The organism is Nocardia arizonensis (assembly GCF_001310275.1).
Taxonomy (GTDB): Bacteria; Actinomycetota; Actinomycetes; order Mycobacteriales; family Mycobacteriaceae; genus Nocardia; species Nocardia arizonensis.
This window is the reverse complement of the sequence record NZ_LGYZ01000093.1, coordinates 38,351-52,840: the sequence shown is the minus strand read 5'-3', so window position 1 is coordinate 52,840 and position 14,490 is coordinate 38,351. Positions and strand designations below refer to the sequence as shown.

General features: G+C 70.5%; 10 protein-coding genes and 1 pseudogene. 7 read left to right on the top strand and 4 right to left on the bottom strand.

Annotation, left to right across the window (positions count from 1 at the left end):
* Nucleotides 1-14 precede the first annotated feature (14 nt).
* The 3 genes from APZ21_RS23125 (at nt 15) to APZ21_RS23120 (ending at nt 5,688) form a co-directional block, all read left to right on the top strand.
* Complete coding sequence (locus APZ21_RS23125) at nt 15-1,109, top strand: isochorismate synthase (RefSeq protein WP_054815408.1); 1,095 nt, start codon at nt 15-17, stop codon at nt 1,107-1,109.
* A gap of 114 nt (nt 1,110-1,223) precedes the next feature.
* Nucleotides 1,224-1,391 carry a DUF2613 domain-containing protein gene (locus tag APZ21_RS33250; protein WP_082393387.1) on the top strand — a complete coding sequence of 56 codons (168 nt, stop codon included), beginning with the start codon at nt 1,224-1,226 and terminating at the stop codon, nt 1,389-1,391.
* 103 nt (nt 1,392-1,494) lie between these two features.
* Nucleotides 1,495-5,688 carry an alpha-(1->3)-arabinofuranosyltransferase domain-containing protein gene (locus APZ21_RS23120; protein ID WP_054815407.1) on the top strand — a complete coding sequence of 1,398 codons (4,194 nt, stop codon included), beginning with the start codon at nt 1,495-1,497 and terminating at the stop codon, nt 5,686-5,688.
* 68 nt (nt 5,689-5,756) lie between these two features.
* Here APZ21_RS23120 and APZ21_RS33245 read toward each other — a convergent pair.
* Nucleotides 5,757-6,689, bottom strand: a pseudogene (locus tag APZ21_RS33245) (acyltransferase family protein); the annotation flags it as partial.
* A gap of 284 nt (nt 6,690-6,973) precedes the next feature.
* Between APZ21_RS33245 and pgfA the strand changes: the two are divergent.
* Nucleotides 6,974-8,086, top strand: a complete 1,113-nt coding sequence (gene pgfA, locus APZ21_RS23115) for a cell envelope lipid trafficking protein PgfA (protein ID WP_054815406.1) — start codon at nt 6,974-6,976, stop codon at nt 8,084-8,086.
* Nucleotides 8,087-8,401: 315 nt separating this feature from the next.
* Here the strand turns inward: pgfA and APZ21_RS23110 are convergent, their stop codons facing one another.
* Nucleotides 8,402-9,643 carry a polysaccharide biosynthesis protein gene (locus APZ21_RS23110; RefSeq protein WP_239476779.1) on the bottom strand — a complete coding sequence of 414 codons (1,242 nt, stop codon included), beginning with the start codon at nt 9,641-9,643 and terminating at the stop codon, nt 8,402-8,404.
* A 200-nt stretch (nt 9,644-9,843) separates the two neighbouring features.
* Here APZ21_RS23110 and APZ21_RS23105 point away from each other — a divergent pair, with 200 nt between their 5' ends.
* A complete protein-coding gene (locus APZ21_RS23105; RefSeq protein ID WP_239476776.1) occupies nt 9,844-11,730 on the top strand; it encodes an MmpA family trehalose lipid delivery protein in 1,887 nt (628 codons plus the stop codon).
* Here APZ21_RS23105 and APZ21_RS23100 read toward each other — a convergent pair.
* Nucleotides 11,717-12,889: a glycosyltransferase family 4 protein gene (locus APZ21_RS23100; protein ID WP_054815404.1), complete on the bottom strand. Its 1,173-nt coding sequence runs from the start codon at nt 12,887-12,889 to the stop codon at nt 11,717-11,719. The two genes, APZ21_RS23105 and APZ21_RS23100, sit on opposite strands and share 14 nt — an antisense overlap.
* 194 nt (nt 12,890-13,083) lie before the next feature.
* On the opposite strand from APZ21_RS23100, the gene APZ21_RS34330 reads away from it, so the two are divergent.
* Both APZ21_RS34330 and APZ21_RS23095 read left to right on the top strand, forming a co-directional pair.
* Nucleotides 13,084-13,227: a hypothetical protein gene (locus APZ21_RS34330; protein ID WP_156371274.1), complete on the top strand. Its 144-nt coding sequence runs from the start codon at nt 13,084-13,086 to the stop codon at nt 13,225-13,227.
* A 100-nt stretch (nt 13,228-13,327) separates the two neighbouring features.
* Nucleotides 13,328-14,128, top strand: coding sequence for a class I SAM-dependent methyltransferase (locus tag APZ21_RS23095; protein ID WP_371852334.1), 801 nt, complete (start codon nt 13,328-13,330; stop codon nt 14,126-14,128).
* Here APZ21_RS23095 and APZ21_RS23090 read toward each other — a convergent pair whose 3' ends face one another.
* A complete protein-coding gene (locus APZ21_RS23090; protein ID WP_054815403.1) occupies nt 14,129-14,431 on the bottom strand; it encodes a hypothetical protein in 303 nt (100 codons plus the stop codon).
* Nucleotides 14,432-14,490: the final 59 nt, after the last annotated feature.

Genomic DNA, 14,490 nt, shown 5'->3' with positions numbered 1-14,490 from the left:
AGGGTCGAGGAATCATGAACGATTTCCTGCTCGCCCGGCCCGGCGGCGTTGTGCGTGCGACCGGTGTCCGCCGGGCCATCGCCGATCCGGGTGCGGCGGTCGCGGCCCTGCGGGAGGGCGCCGCGCCGATGATCGTCGGCGCGCTGCCGTTCGACCCGGGCGCGCCCGCGGCGCTGCACGTGCCCGAGCACGTGAGTCACACCGCCGGGCCGTGGCGGCCCGCGGCACTGCCGCCGCTGCCGACCGTCCGTGTGGTCGAACAGATTCCGACGCGCGCCGAACACGTCGCGCGGGTGCGCAAACTGGTCGAATCGCTCAACGATCCGGCCATGCCGCTGCGCAAGGTGGTCGCCGCGCGATCGGTGCGCGCCGAGGCGGTCGAGCCGCTGGAACCGGAGGTGGTCACCGCCTATCTGCGCACCCGCCATCCCGACGCCAACGTCTTCGCCGTCGACCTGACCCCGGCCGGTCGTCCGGGCGCGACCCTGATCGGCGCGACGCCGGAGGTGCTCGTGGCACGGCACGGCGCGACGGTGACCCTGCGGCCGCTCGCGGGGACGCGCCCCCGCCTGCCCGATCCGCGGGCCGACGCCGCGCAGGCGCAGGCGCTGCTGACCAGCGGCAAGGATCGCGCCGAACACGCCTTCGTGATCGAGTGGATCCGGGAAGTGCTCGCTCCGGTCTGCGACGAGTTGTCGATCCCGGACGAACCGCGGCTGGCGAAGACGCCCGAGGTATGGCATCTGGCCACCCCGGTCACCGCCACCCTGGGCGACCCCGCCGTCACCGCGCTCGACCTCGCACTCCTGCTGCATCCCACCCCGGCCGTCTGCGGCACCCCGACCGATCTCGCGCTGGACACCATCGTCCACGCCGAGGAGGATCGCGGCTTCTACGGTGGCGCGGTCGGCTGGTGCGACGGCGCGGGCGACGGCGAATGGGTGGTGGCGATCCGCTGCGCGGAACTGTCCGCCGACGGCCGTTCGCTGCGCGCGTTCGCGGGCGGCGGCATCGTCGCGGCCTCGGATCCGGTCGCGGAATTCGAGGAGACCACCGCCAAACTCCGCACCCTGCTGGGTGCGCTCGACTGCGCGATTCCGCGGGCGTGACTCGGCGGCAGGCGGGATTGTCGGCGCGCCAATCACGCACTGATGGCGCCCCAGGCCGGACCGGCCTGCTAGGTTGACCCGGAATGTGCCTTGCCTCGAGTATTGGAGTCCGCGATGAAGTTTGCCGTCCCCGGTGTTGCCAGCGCGGTCGCAGGCGCCGTCCTGGGCGCGGTCGCGGTGTTCGTGATCACCGCTGCGGTGCAGCAGAACTCGCGCCCCGAACTGGACCACGGCGACCCGAGTTCTTCGCTGCTCAACAACGTTGAGTACGGCGCACGCTGAGCCGCTGACCTCTGCTTTCACCGCCGACTCGGTCGGCAGTTCCGGCGCGGCAGGGGCGGGCCCCGAAGTCGCGCCCCTTGGCAGACGCTGGTTAGCCGCGACCGTGGTTGTGGCGTTCCTGCTCGCCTTCTTCCAGGCGCCCGGCCTGACGGTGGCCGACACCAAATACGACCTGGCCCAGAATCCGCTCGGTTTCCTCGACCGCGCCGCTCATCTGTGGAGCAGTCAGGCCCCGATGGGGCAGGTGCAGAACCAGGCGTACGGGTACTTCTTCCCGCACGGCGCGTTCTTCTCGGCCGGACATCTCCTCGGTCTGCCCGCCTGGGTGACCCAGCGCATCTGGTGGGCGCTGCTGTTGTTGGCCGGATTCTGGGGTGTGGTGCGGCTGTGCGAGGTACTCGGCATCGGCAACCGCGGGTCGCGGATGATCGCGGCGGTCGCCTTCGCGCTGTCACCGCGCGTGCTGACCACCCTCGGGTCGATCTCCTCGGAAACCCTGCCGATGATGTTGGCCCCGTGGGTGTTGATCGCGCCCGCGGCGCTCGGCACGGCCTATCGCGGTCGCAGGCGCGGCGGCGCGAGTTCTCCGGCGGGCAGCGCGGTCGCGCTGGCGCTGATGGGTGCGGTCAACGCCGTCGCCACCGTCGCGGCCTTCCTGCCCGCCCTGCTGTGGTGGGCCTGCTACCGACCGAATCGGCGCTGGCGGCGGTTCACCATGGCCTGGATTCCGCTGCTGGCGGCGGCGACCCTGTGGTGGGCGGTGCCGCTGCTGCTGCTCGGCAGGGTGAGCCCGCCCTTCCTGGACTACATCGAGTCCTCGGGGGTCACCACGCAGTGGGCCTCGCTGGCCGAGGTGCTGCGCGGAACCGACAGTTGGACGCCCTTCGTCTCCCCGGAACGCATCGCGGGCGCGGTGCTGGTGACCCAGCCGGGCGCGGTGCTGGCCACCGGCCTGCTCGCGGCCGCGGGTATGGCCGGGCTGGCGATGCGGACCATGCCCTTCCGCGGGCGTTTGACGCTGATCCTGCTGGTCGGGCTCGTTGGCATCTGCGCGGGCTATGTCGGTGAATTGAGCGGGCCGTTCGCGGAGTCGGTGCGGATCTTCCTCGATTCCGGTGGGGCGCCGCTGCGCAATGTGCACAAGTTGGAGCCGCTGATCCGGTTGCCGCTGGTACTCGGGCTCGCTCACCTGCTGGCACGGGTGCCGCTGCCCGCGGCGGCGCCCATGCGGGTGTGGCGCAGCGCCTTCGCCCATCCCGAGCGCGACCGCATGGTGGCCGTGGCCGCCCTCGTGCTCACCGCGCTGGTCCTGTCGACATCGCTGGCATGGACCGCGAAGCTGGCCCCGCGCGGCGCCTACGACGAGGTGCCCGGCTATTGGAAGCAGACCGCGCGATGGTTGGCCGACCATGCCGCCGACACCCGCGCGCTGGTGGTGCCGGGCGCGCCGTTCGGCAGCCAGGTGTGGGGTCTGACCCGCGACGAACCGTTACAGGCGCTGGGGAGCACGCCCTGGTCGATTCGCGACGCGGTCCCGCTGAATCCGCCCGGCACCATTCGCGCCATGGATTCGGTGCAACGTCTCATCGCCGACGGCAGGCCATCGGACGGCCTGGCCGCGACCTTGGCCGATCAGGGCATCGGAATCCTGGTGCTGCGCAACGACCTCGACCCGGATACCTCGCGTTCCACCCGGCCGCTGCTGGCGCACCGGGCCATCGAGGGTTCACCCGGCTTGACCAAGGTGGCCGAATTCGGCAATCCGATCGAGGCCACCGTCATCGCCGAGGGACTCGTGGTCGACGGCGATCTGCGGCCCGCCTATCCGGCGGTGCAGATCTACCGCGTGGACACGCCCCCGATCGGCGCGCCCGTCCAGTTGCGGAGCGGTGTCGGCGCGCCGGAATCGGTGCCTGGCGCGTACACGGTCGGACTGGATTCGGTGCCGGTCGTGCGGGGCGGTCCCGAAGTGCTGGAACGGCTGCGCCGCGAATCCGGCGCCCCCGAGGCCCCGGCCGTACTCGCCGCCGACGCCGCGCGCGCGGGACTGCCGAGCGGCCCGATGCTCGTCACCGATACCCCGATGGACCGCGAAACCGATTTCGGCCGCGTCGACAACCACAATTCGGCGCTGCGCGCCCCCGACGACCCGCGCCGCACTCACAATCTGGTACCCGACTATCCGGTGCCGGGCGAGGAATTGGTGCGCGGGGAGTGGTCGGGCGCCACGATCACCGCGTCGGGTTCGGCGGCCGACGCCACCCAGATCGGGGGTTCGGCCCCGGGCAGTTCCACCGCGGCCGCCGTCGACGGCGATCCGGCCACCGCCTGGTTCAGCAGCGGACTGGAACGCGCGGTGGGCCAGTGGCTCCGGCTCGACCTCGACCACCCGATCAAGGCCGGTCTGCTGCGGTTGACCACGAGTCCGGCGGCCATCGGCGATCCGGTGAAATGGATCGAGGTGCGCACCGTCAATGGCAGTGTCTCGGCCCGCATCTCCGAACCCGGTGCGCCGGTGGCGATCTCGCTGCCGGTCGGCACCACCGACTGGCTGTCGATCACCGCGATCCGCACCGAGGACGGCACCCGCGGCGGGCAATTCGGCATCAGCGAGCTCAGTTTGGACGACTATTCGGTGCGCGAGGCCCCCGTGCGCGTGGACATCCGGCGCCGCACGGTTCTGCCGCCCGTCCCGGCGGGCCGACAGGTCGCCGGTTGGGATCTGGGACAGGAGTTCCCCGGTCGCGGCGCCTGTTTCGACGCACCCGACCGAGTCCGCTGCGGTAAGGGACTCGCCCTCGCGCCCGAGGAGCCGGGCACGTTCCAGCGGACCCTGTCGGTGCCCGAGCCGATGCGGGTGACACCGGAGTTGACCCTGCGGACCCGACAGGGCCCGGCACTCGAGGCCCTGCTCACCGATCCGGATCGACCGGTGGCGCGCGGTAAGGCCGATGTGGGCGATCTGCGCGGGTCGGCCTACGCGGCCACCGACGGCGACGTGCGCACGAGTTGGACCGCCCCCGAGGAGTCCGCGCGCCGGATCACCGGCCCGAAGCCCACGCTGACAATCGAACTCCCCGAACCGGCGCTGGTGACCGGACTCGATCTGACCACCTCGCTTGGCGGTCTGCCCGCCGCGCCGACCTCGGTATCGGTGAACCTCGGCAACGGCCCGCAGGTGCGTGCGCTCGACGAGGACCGTGAACCCGGCGAACCCGCGCGCGTCGAGCTGTATCCGACGGTCACCGATCGGATCGAACTCAGCGTGCAGACCTGGTCGCCGGTGCTGGACCGCACCGCCCTCGGATACGCGCAGACCCAGCCCGCCGGACTGGCCGAAGTCGAGGTTCTCGGACCGGACTATCCGCCCGCCGCGACTCCCGATCGTCTCGTCACCATTCCCTGCGCACTCGGCCCGACGGTCAGCGTGGACGGTATCGCCGTGCGGACCACCGTCACAGCGACCGTGCGTGACCTGCGTTCCGGCGCACCGGTGTCCGCGCGGGTCTGCGACGGCGACGAGGCCGCGGACGCGGACGCCTTGCCCGATTTCGCACTGCACACCGGCCGCGCCGATGTCGAGGTCGGCCCCACCGACATGTTCTCGGTGGATCGGCTGCGACTGCCCCGCACCGATCCGCCGCCCGCCGCCGCGCCGACCTCGCAACGGCTGCTGGTCCTGCCGCTCAGCACCAATGTCGGATGGCAGGCGCGCACCGCCGACGGCCGCGAACTCACGCCGATCGTGGTCAACGGCTGGCAACAGGGCTGGCTGCTGCCCGACGACGGCGCCACGTCGGGACCGGTCACCATCTCCTTTCCCACCGACCGCTGGTACCGGCTCGGCATCTTCGGCGGACTCCTGCTGCTGATTCCGCTGCTCCTCCTCGCCGTGCCGCGCGGGCCCGCCGCCGACCCGCGACCCGCCGTGCGGACCTGGGGTAGGCGCGTTTTCGGCATCATCGGCGTCACGGTCGCCGCGTTCGTCATCGCCGGACCAACCGGCGCCGCGCTGAGCGTCGCAGGCGTGCTCGCGGTCCGGTTCGCGCCGGGGGCGCGCACCTACCCGCTCGCGGTGGTCGCGGGTCTCGGCACCGCGATCTCGCTGGCCGCGTTGTCGACCGGTCCGTGGCGCGCGCCGGGCGGCTACGTCGGCAATTCTCTGTGGGTGCAGTTTCCCGCGCTGGTCGCGGTGGTCGCGGTCGGTATCGCCGCACTGCCCGGCCCCTCGGCGGTCGCCGGGCGGTTGTCGAAACGGCGGGCGAAGCGTCGCGCGGGTTCCTCCACGAGCGCGTAGCCGGCCGCGGCAATCGGCAGTGTCAAGGCCACCGTCAATACGAGGATGTAGAGGAAATCGCCCTGGAACGGCAGTATGCCGAAGACGGGGAATATCACCGTCAGCACCGCGAGGTGCCACAGGAATATGCCGTAGGACCAGCGGCCGAGGGTGGCCGCGACCCGTGACTCCAGCCAGCGGTGGCGGCCGTCGCCGAGAACCAGCGGGGCGAGCAGCCCGAAGCCGATGATCGTCCCGAAGACCATCTTCGCCACGTACTGCCAGGGTTCGGCGCGGGTCAGGCCGGCCGGTCCGGCCAGGTCGGTGGCCGAGGCCAGGAAGGCGAGCGCGGCGATCGCCCACATGAGCCGCTGATCGCCGAGCAGTCGGCGCCCGCGCGCGAGCGCGGTCGGATCGTCCGCGAGTTCGGCGAGCAGCATGCCCACCGCGAACCACGGCAGATAGGCGGGCAGCCAGTTGTCGGCGTGGATTGCGTCCGGGGTCGGCACCGGCAGGAAATTCCAGCCGAGGCACAGTATTCCGAATCCGAGCAGCACCGGAACCCGCCACCGCGCCGCCGCGCCGCGCAATCCGGTCAGCGCCGCCGCGATCAGTGGAAGTAACAGGTAGAAGGCGACTTCGACGGACAGGCTCCACATCTGAGTCAGGCCGTCGGTGAGGGTCAGCGGCACGAAGACCTGAAGCAGAGCGAGATTCGACAGCCAGACCTGCGAGCCGGCGGTGTCCGCGGCGCTGGGCAACAGCAGCAGGACCGCGCACACCACCACCCAGTAGGCGGGCAGGATGCGGGCGGCGCGATGCCGGAGGTAGCGGCCGATGGTGGGGGCCGCGCCGAATCCGCGCGCCGCGCCCGCGTGCGGACGCCACAGCAGAAATCCCGACAGCCCGAAGAAGACCGCGACCGCCATGTCGAAGCGTCCCAAGATCCGGCCCATCACGGGGGTTCCCGACGCGCCGGTCTGGAAGGCGACGTGGGTGAGCAGGACTCCGAGCGCGGCCATGGCGCGCATGCCCTCCAGCGCGGGCAGGAATCCGCGCACCCGCGCCGGGACGGCGGCGCGGCCGGCGGGAATTGTCAACGTCATGGCGTGACGCCCCTTCCCGATTCCCGAGCTCAGATCCACGTTTCACATTTCACGCTAAACTCGATCGGATTTCTGGTCGGAATCCGGCCTCGACACCGCATAGTACGACATCGGACTGTTAGTGTCGGTGCTCACGAGTGCGGCGGCTCGCTCGCGGTGCTTACCGGATGGACCTGTGTTCTACGACGAGGAGAGTTTGCATGGCACTGAGTGCCGGTACCAGAAGGACGGTGGCCTGCCTACTCATCGGGCTGGGCGCATTACTCATCGTGATGGCTGTCCTGATCCCGACCTACACCGTCGGCAAACTGGCGAAAACTCCGCTCGACCTCGAGATCACCACGGTCGCCAACAATAAGGCGGGCGCCGAGAGCCTGGTACTGGACGCCAAGTCGCTGACCACTCCCGAAGGCTCCGCCAAGGTCGACACGAACGTCCCGCTGATCTCGCAGCGTTTCCTCACGGTGGAGGATCCGGCCGATGCCACCCAGATGACGGTGCAGGCCGGTCAGACCCTGCGCCGCATCGACAGGCAGGGCGACACCGGGCTGCTCACCGCGGTCGTCGACCGGGTCACCATCGACCGCAAGACCGGTATGCCGGTGGACACCGAACCCAACGGTTCGATCGCCGTCACCACCAACGCGGCCGGTGAGAGCCTCGCCGAGCCGGTGCAGCACACGGGCCTGCAATACCGGTTCCCGATCGGCACCGAGAAGAAGAACTACCCGTACTTCGACATCAACGCGCGCAAGAGCATTGATATGAACTTCGTCGAAGAGACCGAGATCAACAGCATGAAGGTCTACCACTTCCAGCAGACGGTCCCCGCGACCAATCTGTGGGAGGTCGTGCAGGCGCCAACCAACAAGGTCACCCTGCCCGCCGCGAAGTGGGGTCTGCCCGGCGACGGTGACGTCACCATGACGCGCTACTACACCAATGTCCGCGACGTGTGGGTCGAGCCGCAGACCGGAACCATCATCAAGGGCGGCGAGCAGCTGCACCTCTATTACGCGCGCACCGGCGACAAGCCGGACGTGACCGCGCTGAAGTCCAACCTGGTCTTCGACGAGAACACCATCGAATTGCAGATGGGCATCGCCCAGGACAGCATCGACAAGCTCGCGCTGTTCGGGCGCACCATGCCGATCGTCTTCGGCATCGTCGGCGTGATCGCCGTCCTCGGGGGTATCTTCCTCGGCCTGCGCGGCGGCTCGACGGGCGCGACCGCGGGCCGCGTCGGCCCCGGACGTCCCCGTGGAAGTGACGACGCACCCACCGAGCAGATCGATATGCGCAAGGGACTCTGACCACTTCGCTCATATCGAGCAAACCACCGAATTCGGCTCCCCGGCCTCCTCACCGGGGAGCCGAATTCTTTTGTGTACCGGGCGAAATTACGTGCGAACGAATTACGCCACGCGTTGCAGTGCCGCGGACGCGGGCGAAAAGAATACCCGAATTCACATATGGGCAAACGCTCGTGAATAGCGCATTCACCTCCGCCCACGGACATTCGGCGAACCCCCCGCGACGCAATGGCGGAGCCTTTCGGGTCACCGACCCGGCAGCGCCGCCCCGCGTCACTTCCCCTGTCCGAGAACAGGAATCACGCCGGATTCGCGCTACCCGGTCGGCAATTCCACGATCCGGGCGGTCGGACGCTCGGCGGTACGCAGGACCACCACCGCGACGGCGGTCGTCGTCACCGCGGCCACGCATACCGCCGTGGTGATCAACGCGGGCACCGTTCGGGCGAACACCAGCATCAAGGTCACCTCGACAAGCAGGCCGAGCCAGGTGAGCGCGGCCAGGGAAGTGCGGTCGACGGCGATCGCCGACAGCATCGCGCCCTGCAAGACCGCCAGAATCGCGCCGTGCAGGGCGAATACCCACAGCAGTCCTTGAATCGGCGCGTAATCGTGTCCGGCGAACAGCGGTGCGAGCGGTGCGGCCACCGCCGCCACCGCGACCGCGACGACTCCGATGGCCGACAGCACACCGAACGCGTCCCGAACAGCACGCGCCGAATGCGCGGGCTGCGCCATCCGGGGATACAGCACCACCCCGACGGCCTGCGGCAACCAGAACGCGATCTTCGCGGCGATGGTGCCGAGGGCGTAACGGCTCGCATCCGCCTCGTCCAGCACCACGCGCACCACGATCAGGTCCGCGGAGGACAGCGCCATGAGCGCGGCCTGCACCTGCGCCGCGCGCAGCACCGGAAGGACACCGACGCCGCGCCGGGACAGGCCGCCGGGTGAATCGACCGGTCGCGGACCGATTTCGACCTCCCGAGGCAGTTGCGAGGCACCCCGGACCCGCTCGGACCGATCCGCGCCGGGACGGAGCGGACCGCCCGCGACGCGGCGGGCGATGATCGCGGCGACCACGAGTCCCAGCGCCGCGGCACCCAACGCGGCCGCCGCGCCGCCGCCGAGCGCCAGGACGATCAGGGCGGGCGCGACCCGCGCGACCCCGGCCGCGCCGAGCACAAGCGCCAAACCGCGGAAACGTCTGGAGCCCTGGAGAATCCCCTGTTCACCCGAGAGAAGTACGAGCGCGGGCGCGGCGCCCAAGGCCGCCGCGCATGCCGCGAGACTCACCTGTAGAGCCGCCGTCACCGCGGGCACGAGGACCACGGCCACCGCCGCGACGATCACCGCACACCGCCACTGCAACCCCCGCAGTGCCCGGATACCGGTCCCCCGCACGACCTCCCTGGCCACGACATTCTGGAGTGCGAGCGCGGGCACCGCGCACAGCAGCTGCACCGCCAGCAGACTCGCGAACTCGCTGTACCCCGCCACCCCCAGCCAGCGCCCCGCCAGCACTTGCAGCAGGTATCCCGCGACATTCGCGGTCATGGCCCCCGCCGTCACCAACGTCAGATCCGCCACCACGGGAAGACGACGGACGGCAAGCACCGCCCCATCGTCGCACTTCAACCCCATCGCCGCGCGATCCGCCCCGCCCGAAAGCCCTCCGCCCCGCCCGAAGCACCCGTTCGGAGGCGGTGGTCATGCGGCGGCGGGAACGACGGGCGGGGTCCGTAGGGTGTGGGTCCGTGGGTGGCGGTCGCGGTAATCCGGTGCGCTCGGGTCGGCTGGTTCCGGCCGGGTACAGCGCCGTACTGGCGGCGCTCATCGCGGGTCCGCTGTCGGGTTCCGGCTATCTGCTCCTACGGGACGCGGTGAGCACCCCGCGGTCCTACCTCACCGACTCCGCACTCGGTCTTGGTGACGCCGCGCCGCGTGCGGTGCCGCAGGACGCATTTCTCGCCGCCGTCTCACCGGTCGTGGACGGCGGACTCGTGGTCAAGGCGATCCTGCTGTCGGCGCTCTGGGCCGCGGGCTACGGCGCGGCGGTCCTGGCTCGTGCGCTGCTGCGCGCACCGCTCGGCGCACAGCTGGTGGCGACCACCGTCGCCCTGTGGAACCCGTATGTCGCCGAACGCCTGCTCCAAGGCCATTGGAGTCTGCTCACCGGCTACGCGGCGCTCCCGTGGACCGCACTCGCCGCCTACCGCCTGCGCGTCATCCGCGCACGCGGCGCGCCTTCGACGAAACGACCCTCGCCCCGACCCCAACGGAACGCGGACTCCGCGTCGTCGCCGCACGCTTCGAAATCCGAATCCGCGCGAGCCGCGGCGATCGGCTCGACGCCGTTCGCATCGAGACGCGCGGCGGTCGGTGCGTGGGGTGCGTTGCTCGGCTGTCTCGCGGCGGCGGGGCTGACTCCGACGGGTGCGCTGTTGGCGGGGTGTGTCGCGCTGGTGACGGTGGGGCGGCGCGACCTCGCGGGGGTGGCGGTGGGACTGGTGGCGGCGTCGGCGCCGTGGTTGGTCGCGACCGCGTTGTCCGGTGCGGGCGCGGAACCCTCCGATCCGGCCGGGATCGCCGCCTTCGCCGCCCGTGCCGAACCCGGACTCGGCACCCTCGGCGCCCTCGCCGGACTCGGCGGCATCTGGAACGGCGACGCCGTCCCGGCCTCACGCACCACTCCGCTGGCGCTGGTCAGCACGCTCATTCTGATGGCGATCGTGCTCGTCGGCGTCCGAGCGGTGGCCGCCCGCACTCCCGCCGACGCCCCCGCGACCCACGTCCGCCGCGCCCTGCTCGTGACGGCCGCCGCCGCGGTGGTCCTGCCCGCGCTCGCCGCCACCGGCTTGGGCATGCCCGTCATGGAATGGCTGGTCGTCCATGTTCCGGGGGCCGGTCTCCTGCGTGACACCCAGAAGTACGTCGCGCTCGCGATGCCCGCGTACACACTGTGCGCCGCGGCCTGCTGCCGCATCGTCGCGCGCCGCCCGCGCACCGCGCACGATTCATCCGGCACGGCCGCTCTGGTCGCGACCCTGTGTATAGCCTTGTTGACCCTTCCCCTGCTCGACCTCGCCTGGGGAGTGGGCGGCGCACTCCGACCGGTGCGCTACCCGGGCGGTTGGGAACGAGTCGCGCAGCGGGCGGACGGACCGGGTGATATCGCGGTACTGCCCGGAGGCATGTTTCGGAAGTTCCCTTACAGCGGAAAGGTCGCGGTGCTCGATCCGGCGCCGCGGATGCTGCCCCGCGACGTGCTCCAGACGGGCGAACTGCCGGTGCGCGGACTCGTGGTCGCCGGTGAGGGCGCGCGCGCCGCGCAGGTGGAAAAGACACTGCTGCACGGCGGTTCGGCCGATGAGCTGGCGCGCTCGGGTGTGGGGTTGGTGCTGGTCGAGCGCTCGACCCCGGGGCCGCTCGGCGATTCGGCGCGGACCCTGGCGACCTTGGAGACGGTATACGAGGACGCGGATTTCGGACTCTACCGGGTTCCGGGCGTCGCCGACACCGAAACACCTGCCGCGCAACGGATCACCGCGATTCTGGCGCACTTGCTCTGGGCCGCACTGCTGATCGGCGGCGCGCTCGCCGCGGCGCTGTTCCCCGCGCGCGAGGGAGTCAGCGAACCGTAGGCGCGGCGACGAGTCCGCTGGTGTGCTCACCGCGCGCGATGGCCGCCAGCACCTGGTAGACCCCGTTACCCGTTTGTTCCCAGGAGAATTCGCGGGCGCGGGCGCGAGCCTTCTCCCCCATGACCGTGCGGGCGGCGTGATCGTCGAGCAGTTCGCCGACAGCGTCGGTGAGATGGCCGAGATCGTCGACCAGCACTCCGGTGACACCGTCGACGATCGAATCTGTGAGTCCGCGCGAACTGCGGTAGCCCACCGTCGGTACACCGTGCTGGGCCGCCTCGATGACGGCCAGTCCCCACCCCTCCTTGCGGGAGGGCAGCACGTGCACCCACGCGCGGGCGAGCAGTTCGTGTTTGCGGCGTTCGTCGACGTGTCCGTGGAAGGTGACCGCGTCGGTGATGTCCAGTTCGGCGGCGTAGGCGCGCAGATTGTCCGCCCACCAGCCGCCGCCGACGACGTCGACGCGCAGTCCGGGCACGCGGGCACGCAGTCGCGCGGCCGCGGCCAGCGCGTCCTCTATCTGCTTGTGCGGAACCAGCCGGGACAGGACCACGATGCGCGGCTGCCGGGCGCGGGTGCGCGCGGCGCCGGTGGGCGCGCCGTCCGGCACGGGTTCGGCTCCGTTGCGCACCACGGCGATGCGTGAACGATTCACTCCGAGGGTTGCGAGTTCCTCGGCGGAGGGCAGCGACACGGTCAGGTATTGATTGCCGCGGTGCACCCGCGGGGACAGCCGGGATTCGATCCACCAGCCGATTCGCCCCGTCAACCGACCCGCGACCGGCCACTGTTCGCGATGTCCGTGGTGGACAAGCACCACCGAGGGCGCGTCGAGCGCGAGTCCGGCGAAGAACGGGATGCCGTTCTGGGTGTCGATGACCGCGTCGGGCCGAATGCCGCGCAATGCGCCGAGTCCGAGTCGGCCCAGCGCGATGGCGAGCAGCGCGCGCGGATACACGGTGTATCGGCCGCCGCCGCGGCTGATGTCGATGCCGTTGATCCGTTCGCGCCGCGGCGCGCCCCGGTAGTGCGCGGTGCGAAGGGTGACCTTGACGCCGCGGGCGGCCAATTGCGCGCCGACCTGCTCCAGATAGCGTTCGCTGCCGCCACCCTGCGGGTGCCCGGTGTCACGCCAGCAGAGTAGGAGGACTTCGCGCACGATTGGGAGCTTCTCTCGCTTCGTCGGGTCCCGGACGGGAGCACGGATATCGGGCTACACCATAACGCGCGCAACCGGTCATCCCGTCGCTTCCGGCGTCGATCCGACGAAAATTATTGAAATGCTTCCATTTCACAGTCAGCTTCGATAGCGTGCCGACCACGATGTTCGCCATCACGATGAGGAGATGACATATGAAGGTGACACCGAGAACACGCACCGGCGGCGGTGCGGGCGGCGGCGCGACCGGCGACCTCGGCGCCGTACTCGCGGTCGTGCTTGGCCTGCTCACCTCGTCGCTGTCCACCGGCAGCGGCGCGAGCAGCGGTATCGGCTGACCCGAGACCACCGGTCCGGCGCGCGCGGCGCCGGGCCGGTGCCGGACCGCCGCGGGGACGCCTTCCCCGGCACGGACCACCCTGTGCGACACTCTCCGCCGTGTCGATAACCGAGACGAAGCCGCTCGCCGCCGTTCCGGCCCGCAGGCCCGCGACGTCACGCTTCGCACGCCGCGCGACGCTGCGCCGCTCCCTACGGTTGCTCGGCAGTTTCCGATTCGAACAGACCGATCCGGCCCGTTTCTACGGCGAAATCGCCGCCGACAGCGCCGCCATGCTCGGCGATTTCTATTTCGACCGCACCGGCCGCGATCTCGACGGCGCCACGATTCTCGACGTCGGCGGCGGCCCCGGCTACTTCGCCGAGGAGTTCGCCCGCGCCGGGGCGCGTTACATTCCGGTCGAACCCGATCCCGCCGAGCTGCACGCGGCCGGCCTGGCGACCGCGGGCGCGGTGCGCGGCTCCGGTATGGCGCTGCCGATTCGCGATGACGCGGTCGACATCTGTTTCTCCTCCAATGTCGCCGAACACGTCCCCGATCCGTGGCTCATGGCCGAGGAGATGGTGCGGGTGACCCGTCCGGGGGGCTTGATCGTGCTCTCCTACACGGTGTGGCACGGCCCGTTCGGCGGACACGAGACCGGCCCGTGGCACTATCTCGGCGGCGAGTTCGCCGCGCGCCGCTACCGCCGCAAACACGGCCGCGAGCCGAAGAACCGTTTCGGAAGCTCGCTGTTCACGGTGCGCGCGGTCGATGGTCTGCGTTGGGCCGCAACGACTTCCGCCGATGTGCGAACGATCTTCCCGCGCTATCACCCCCGGTGGGCGTGGTGGCTGGTGCGCGTTCCGCTGCTGCGTGAACTGCTGGTGAGCAATCTGGTCGTCGTCGCGACCAAGTGACTACTTCTCCAGCCAGCCCCGCCGCCAACTGCGCGGACCGCACGCTCCGGGCAGCGGTTCGCACCACGGAGATTCCTGTATGGCCAGGCCGACGGTCTCCAAGGTGGTGAGTCCGACCTGGTCGGCCAGCACGCCGACGACCGCGACGGCTTCGGCGGCCTGCATGGCCGCCGTCGCCTGCTCGATCGTCAGCGTGCGCCCCGGGAGGAACGACACCACCCACCCGCCGCCGCCGACGCTCTTCGCTTGATGCTCGGTCTGGTCACTGGTCATCAGGGACCTGCCGACCACTTGCACCGCCATTGCCTCGTTCACCCCTGCGGTATCGGATCAATGCAGAATCGGTTCAATATCGAGCGAGC

Bases quoted from the DNA above. Each gene is read 5' to 3' on its own strand.
- APZ21_RS23125 (WP_054815408.1), top strand. From the start codon at position 15: ATGAACGATTTCCTGCTCGCCCGGCCCGGCGGCGTTGTGCGTGCGACC.
- APZ21_RS33250 (WP_082393387.1), top strand. From the start codon at position 1,224: ATGAAGTTTGCCGTCCCCGGTGTTGCCAGCGCGGTCGCAGGCGCCGTC.
- pgfA (WP_054815406.1), top strand. From the start codon at position 6,974: ATGGCACTGAGTGCCGGTACCAGAAGGACGGTGGCCTGCCTACTCATC.
- APZ21_RS23110 (WP_239476779.1), bottom strand. From the start codon at position 9,643: ATGACCGCGAATGTCGCGGGATACCTGCTGCAAGTGCTGGCGGGGCGC.
- APZ21_RS34330 (WP_156371274.1), top strand. From the start codon at position 13,084: ATGAAGGTGACACCGAGAACACGCACCGGCGGCGGTGCGGGCGGCGGC.
- APZ21_RS23090 (WP_054815403.1), bottom strand. From the start codon at position 14,431: ATGGCGGTGCAAGTGGTCGGCAGGTCCCTGATGACCAGTGACCAGACC.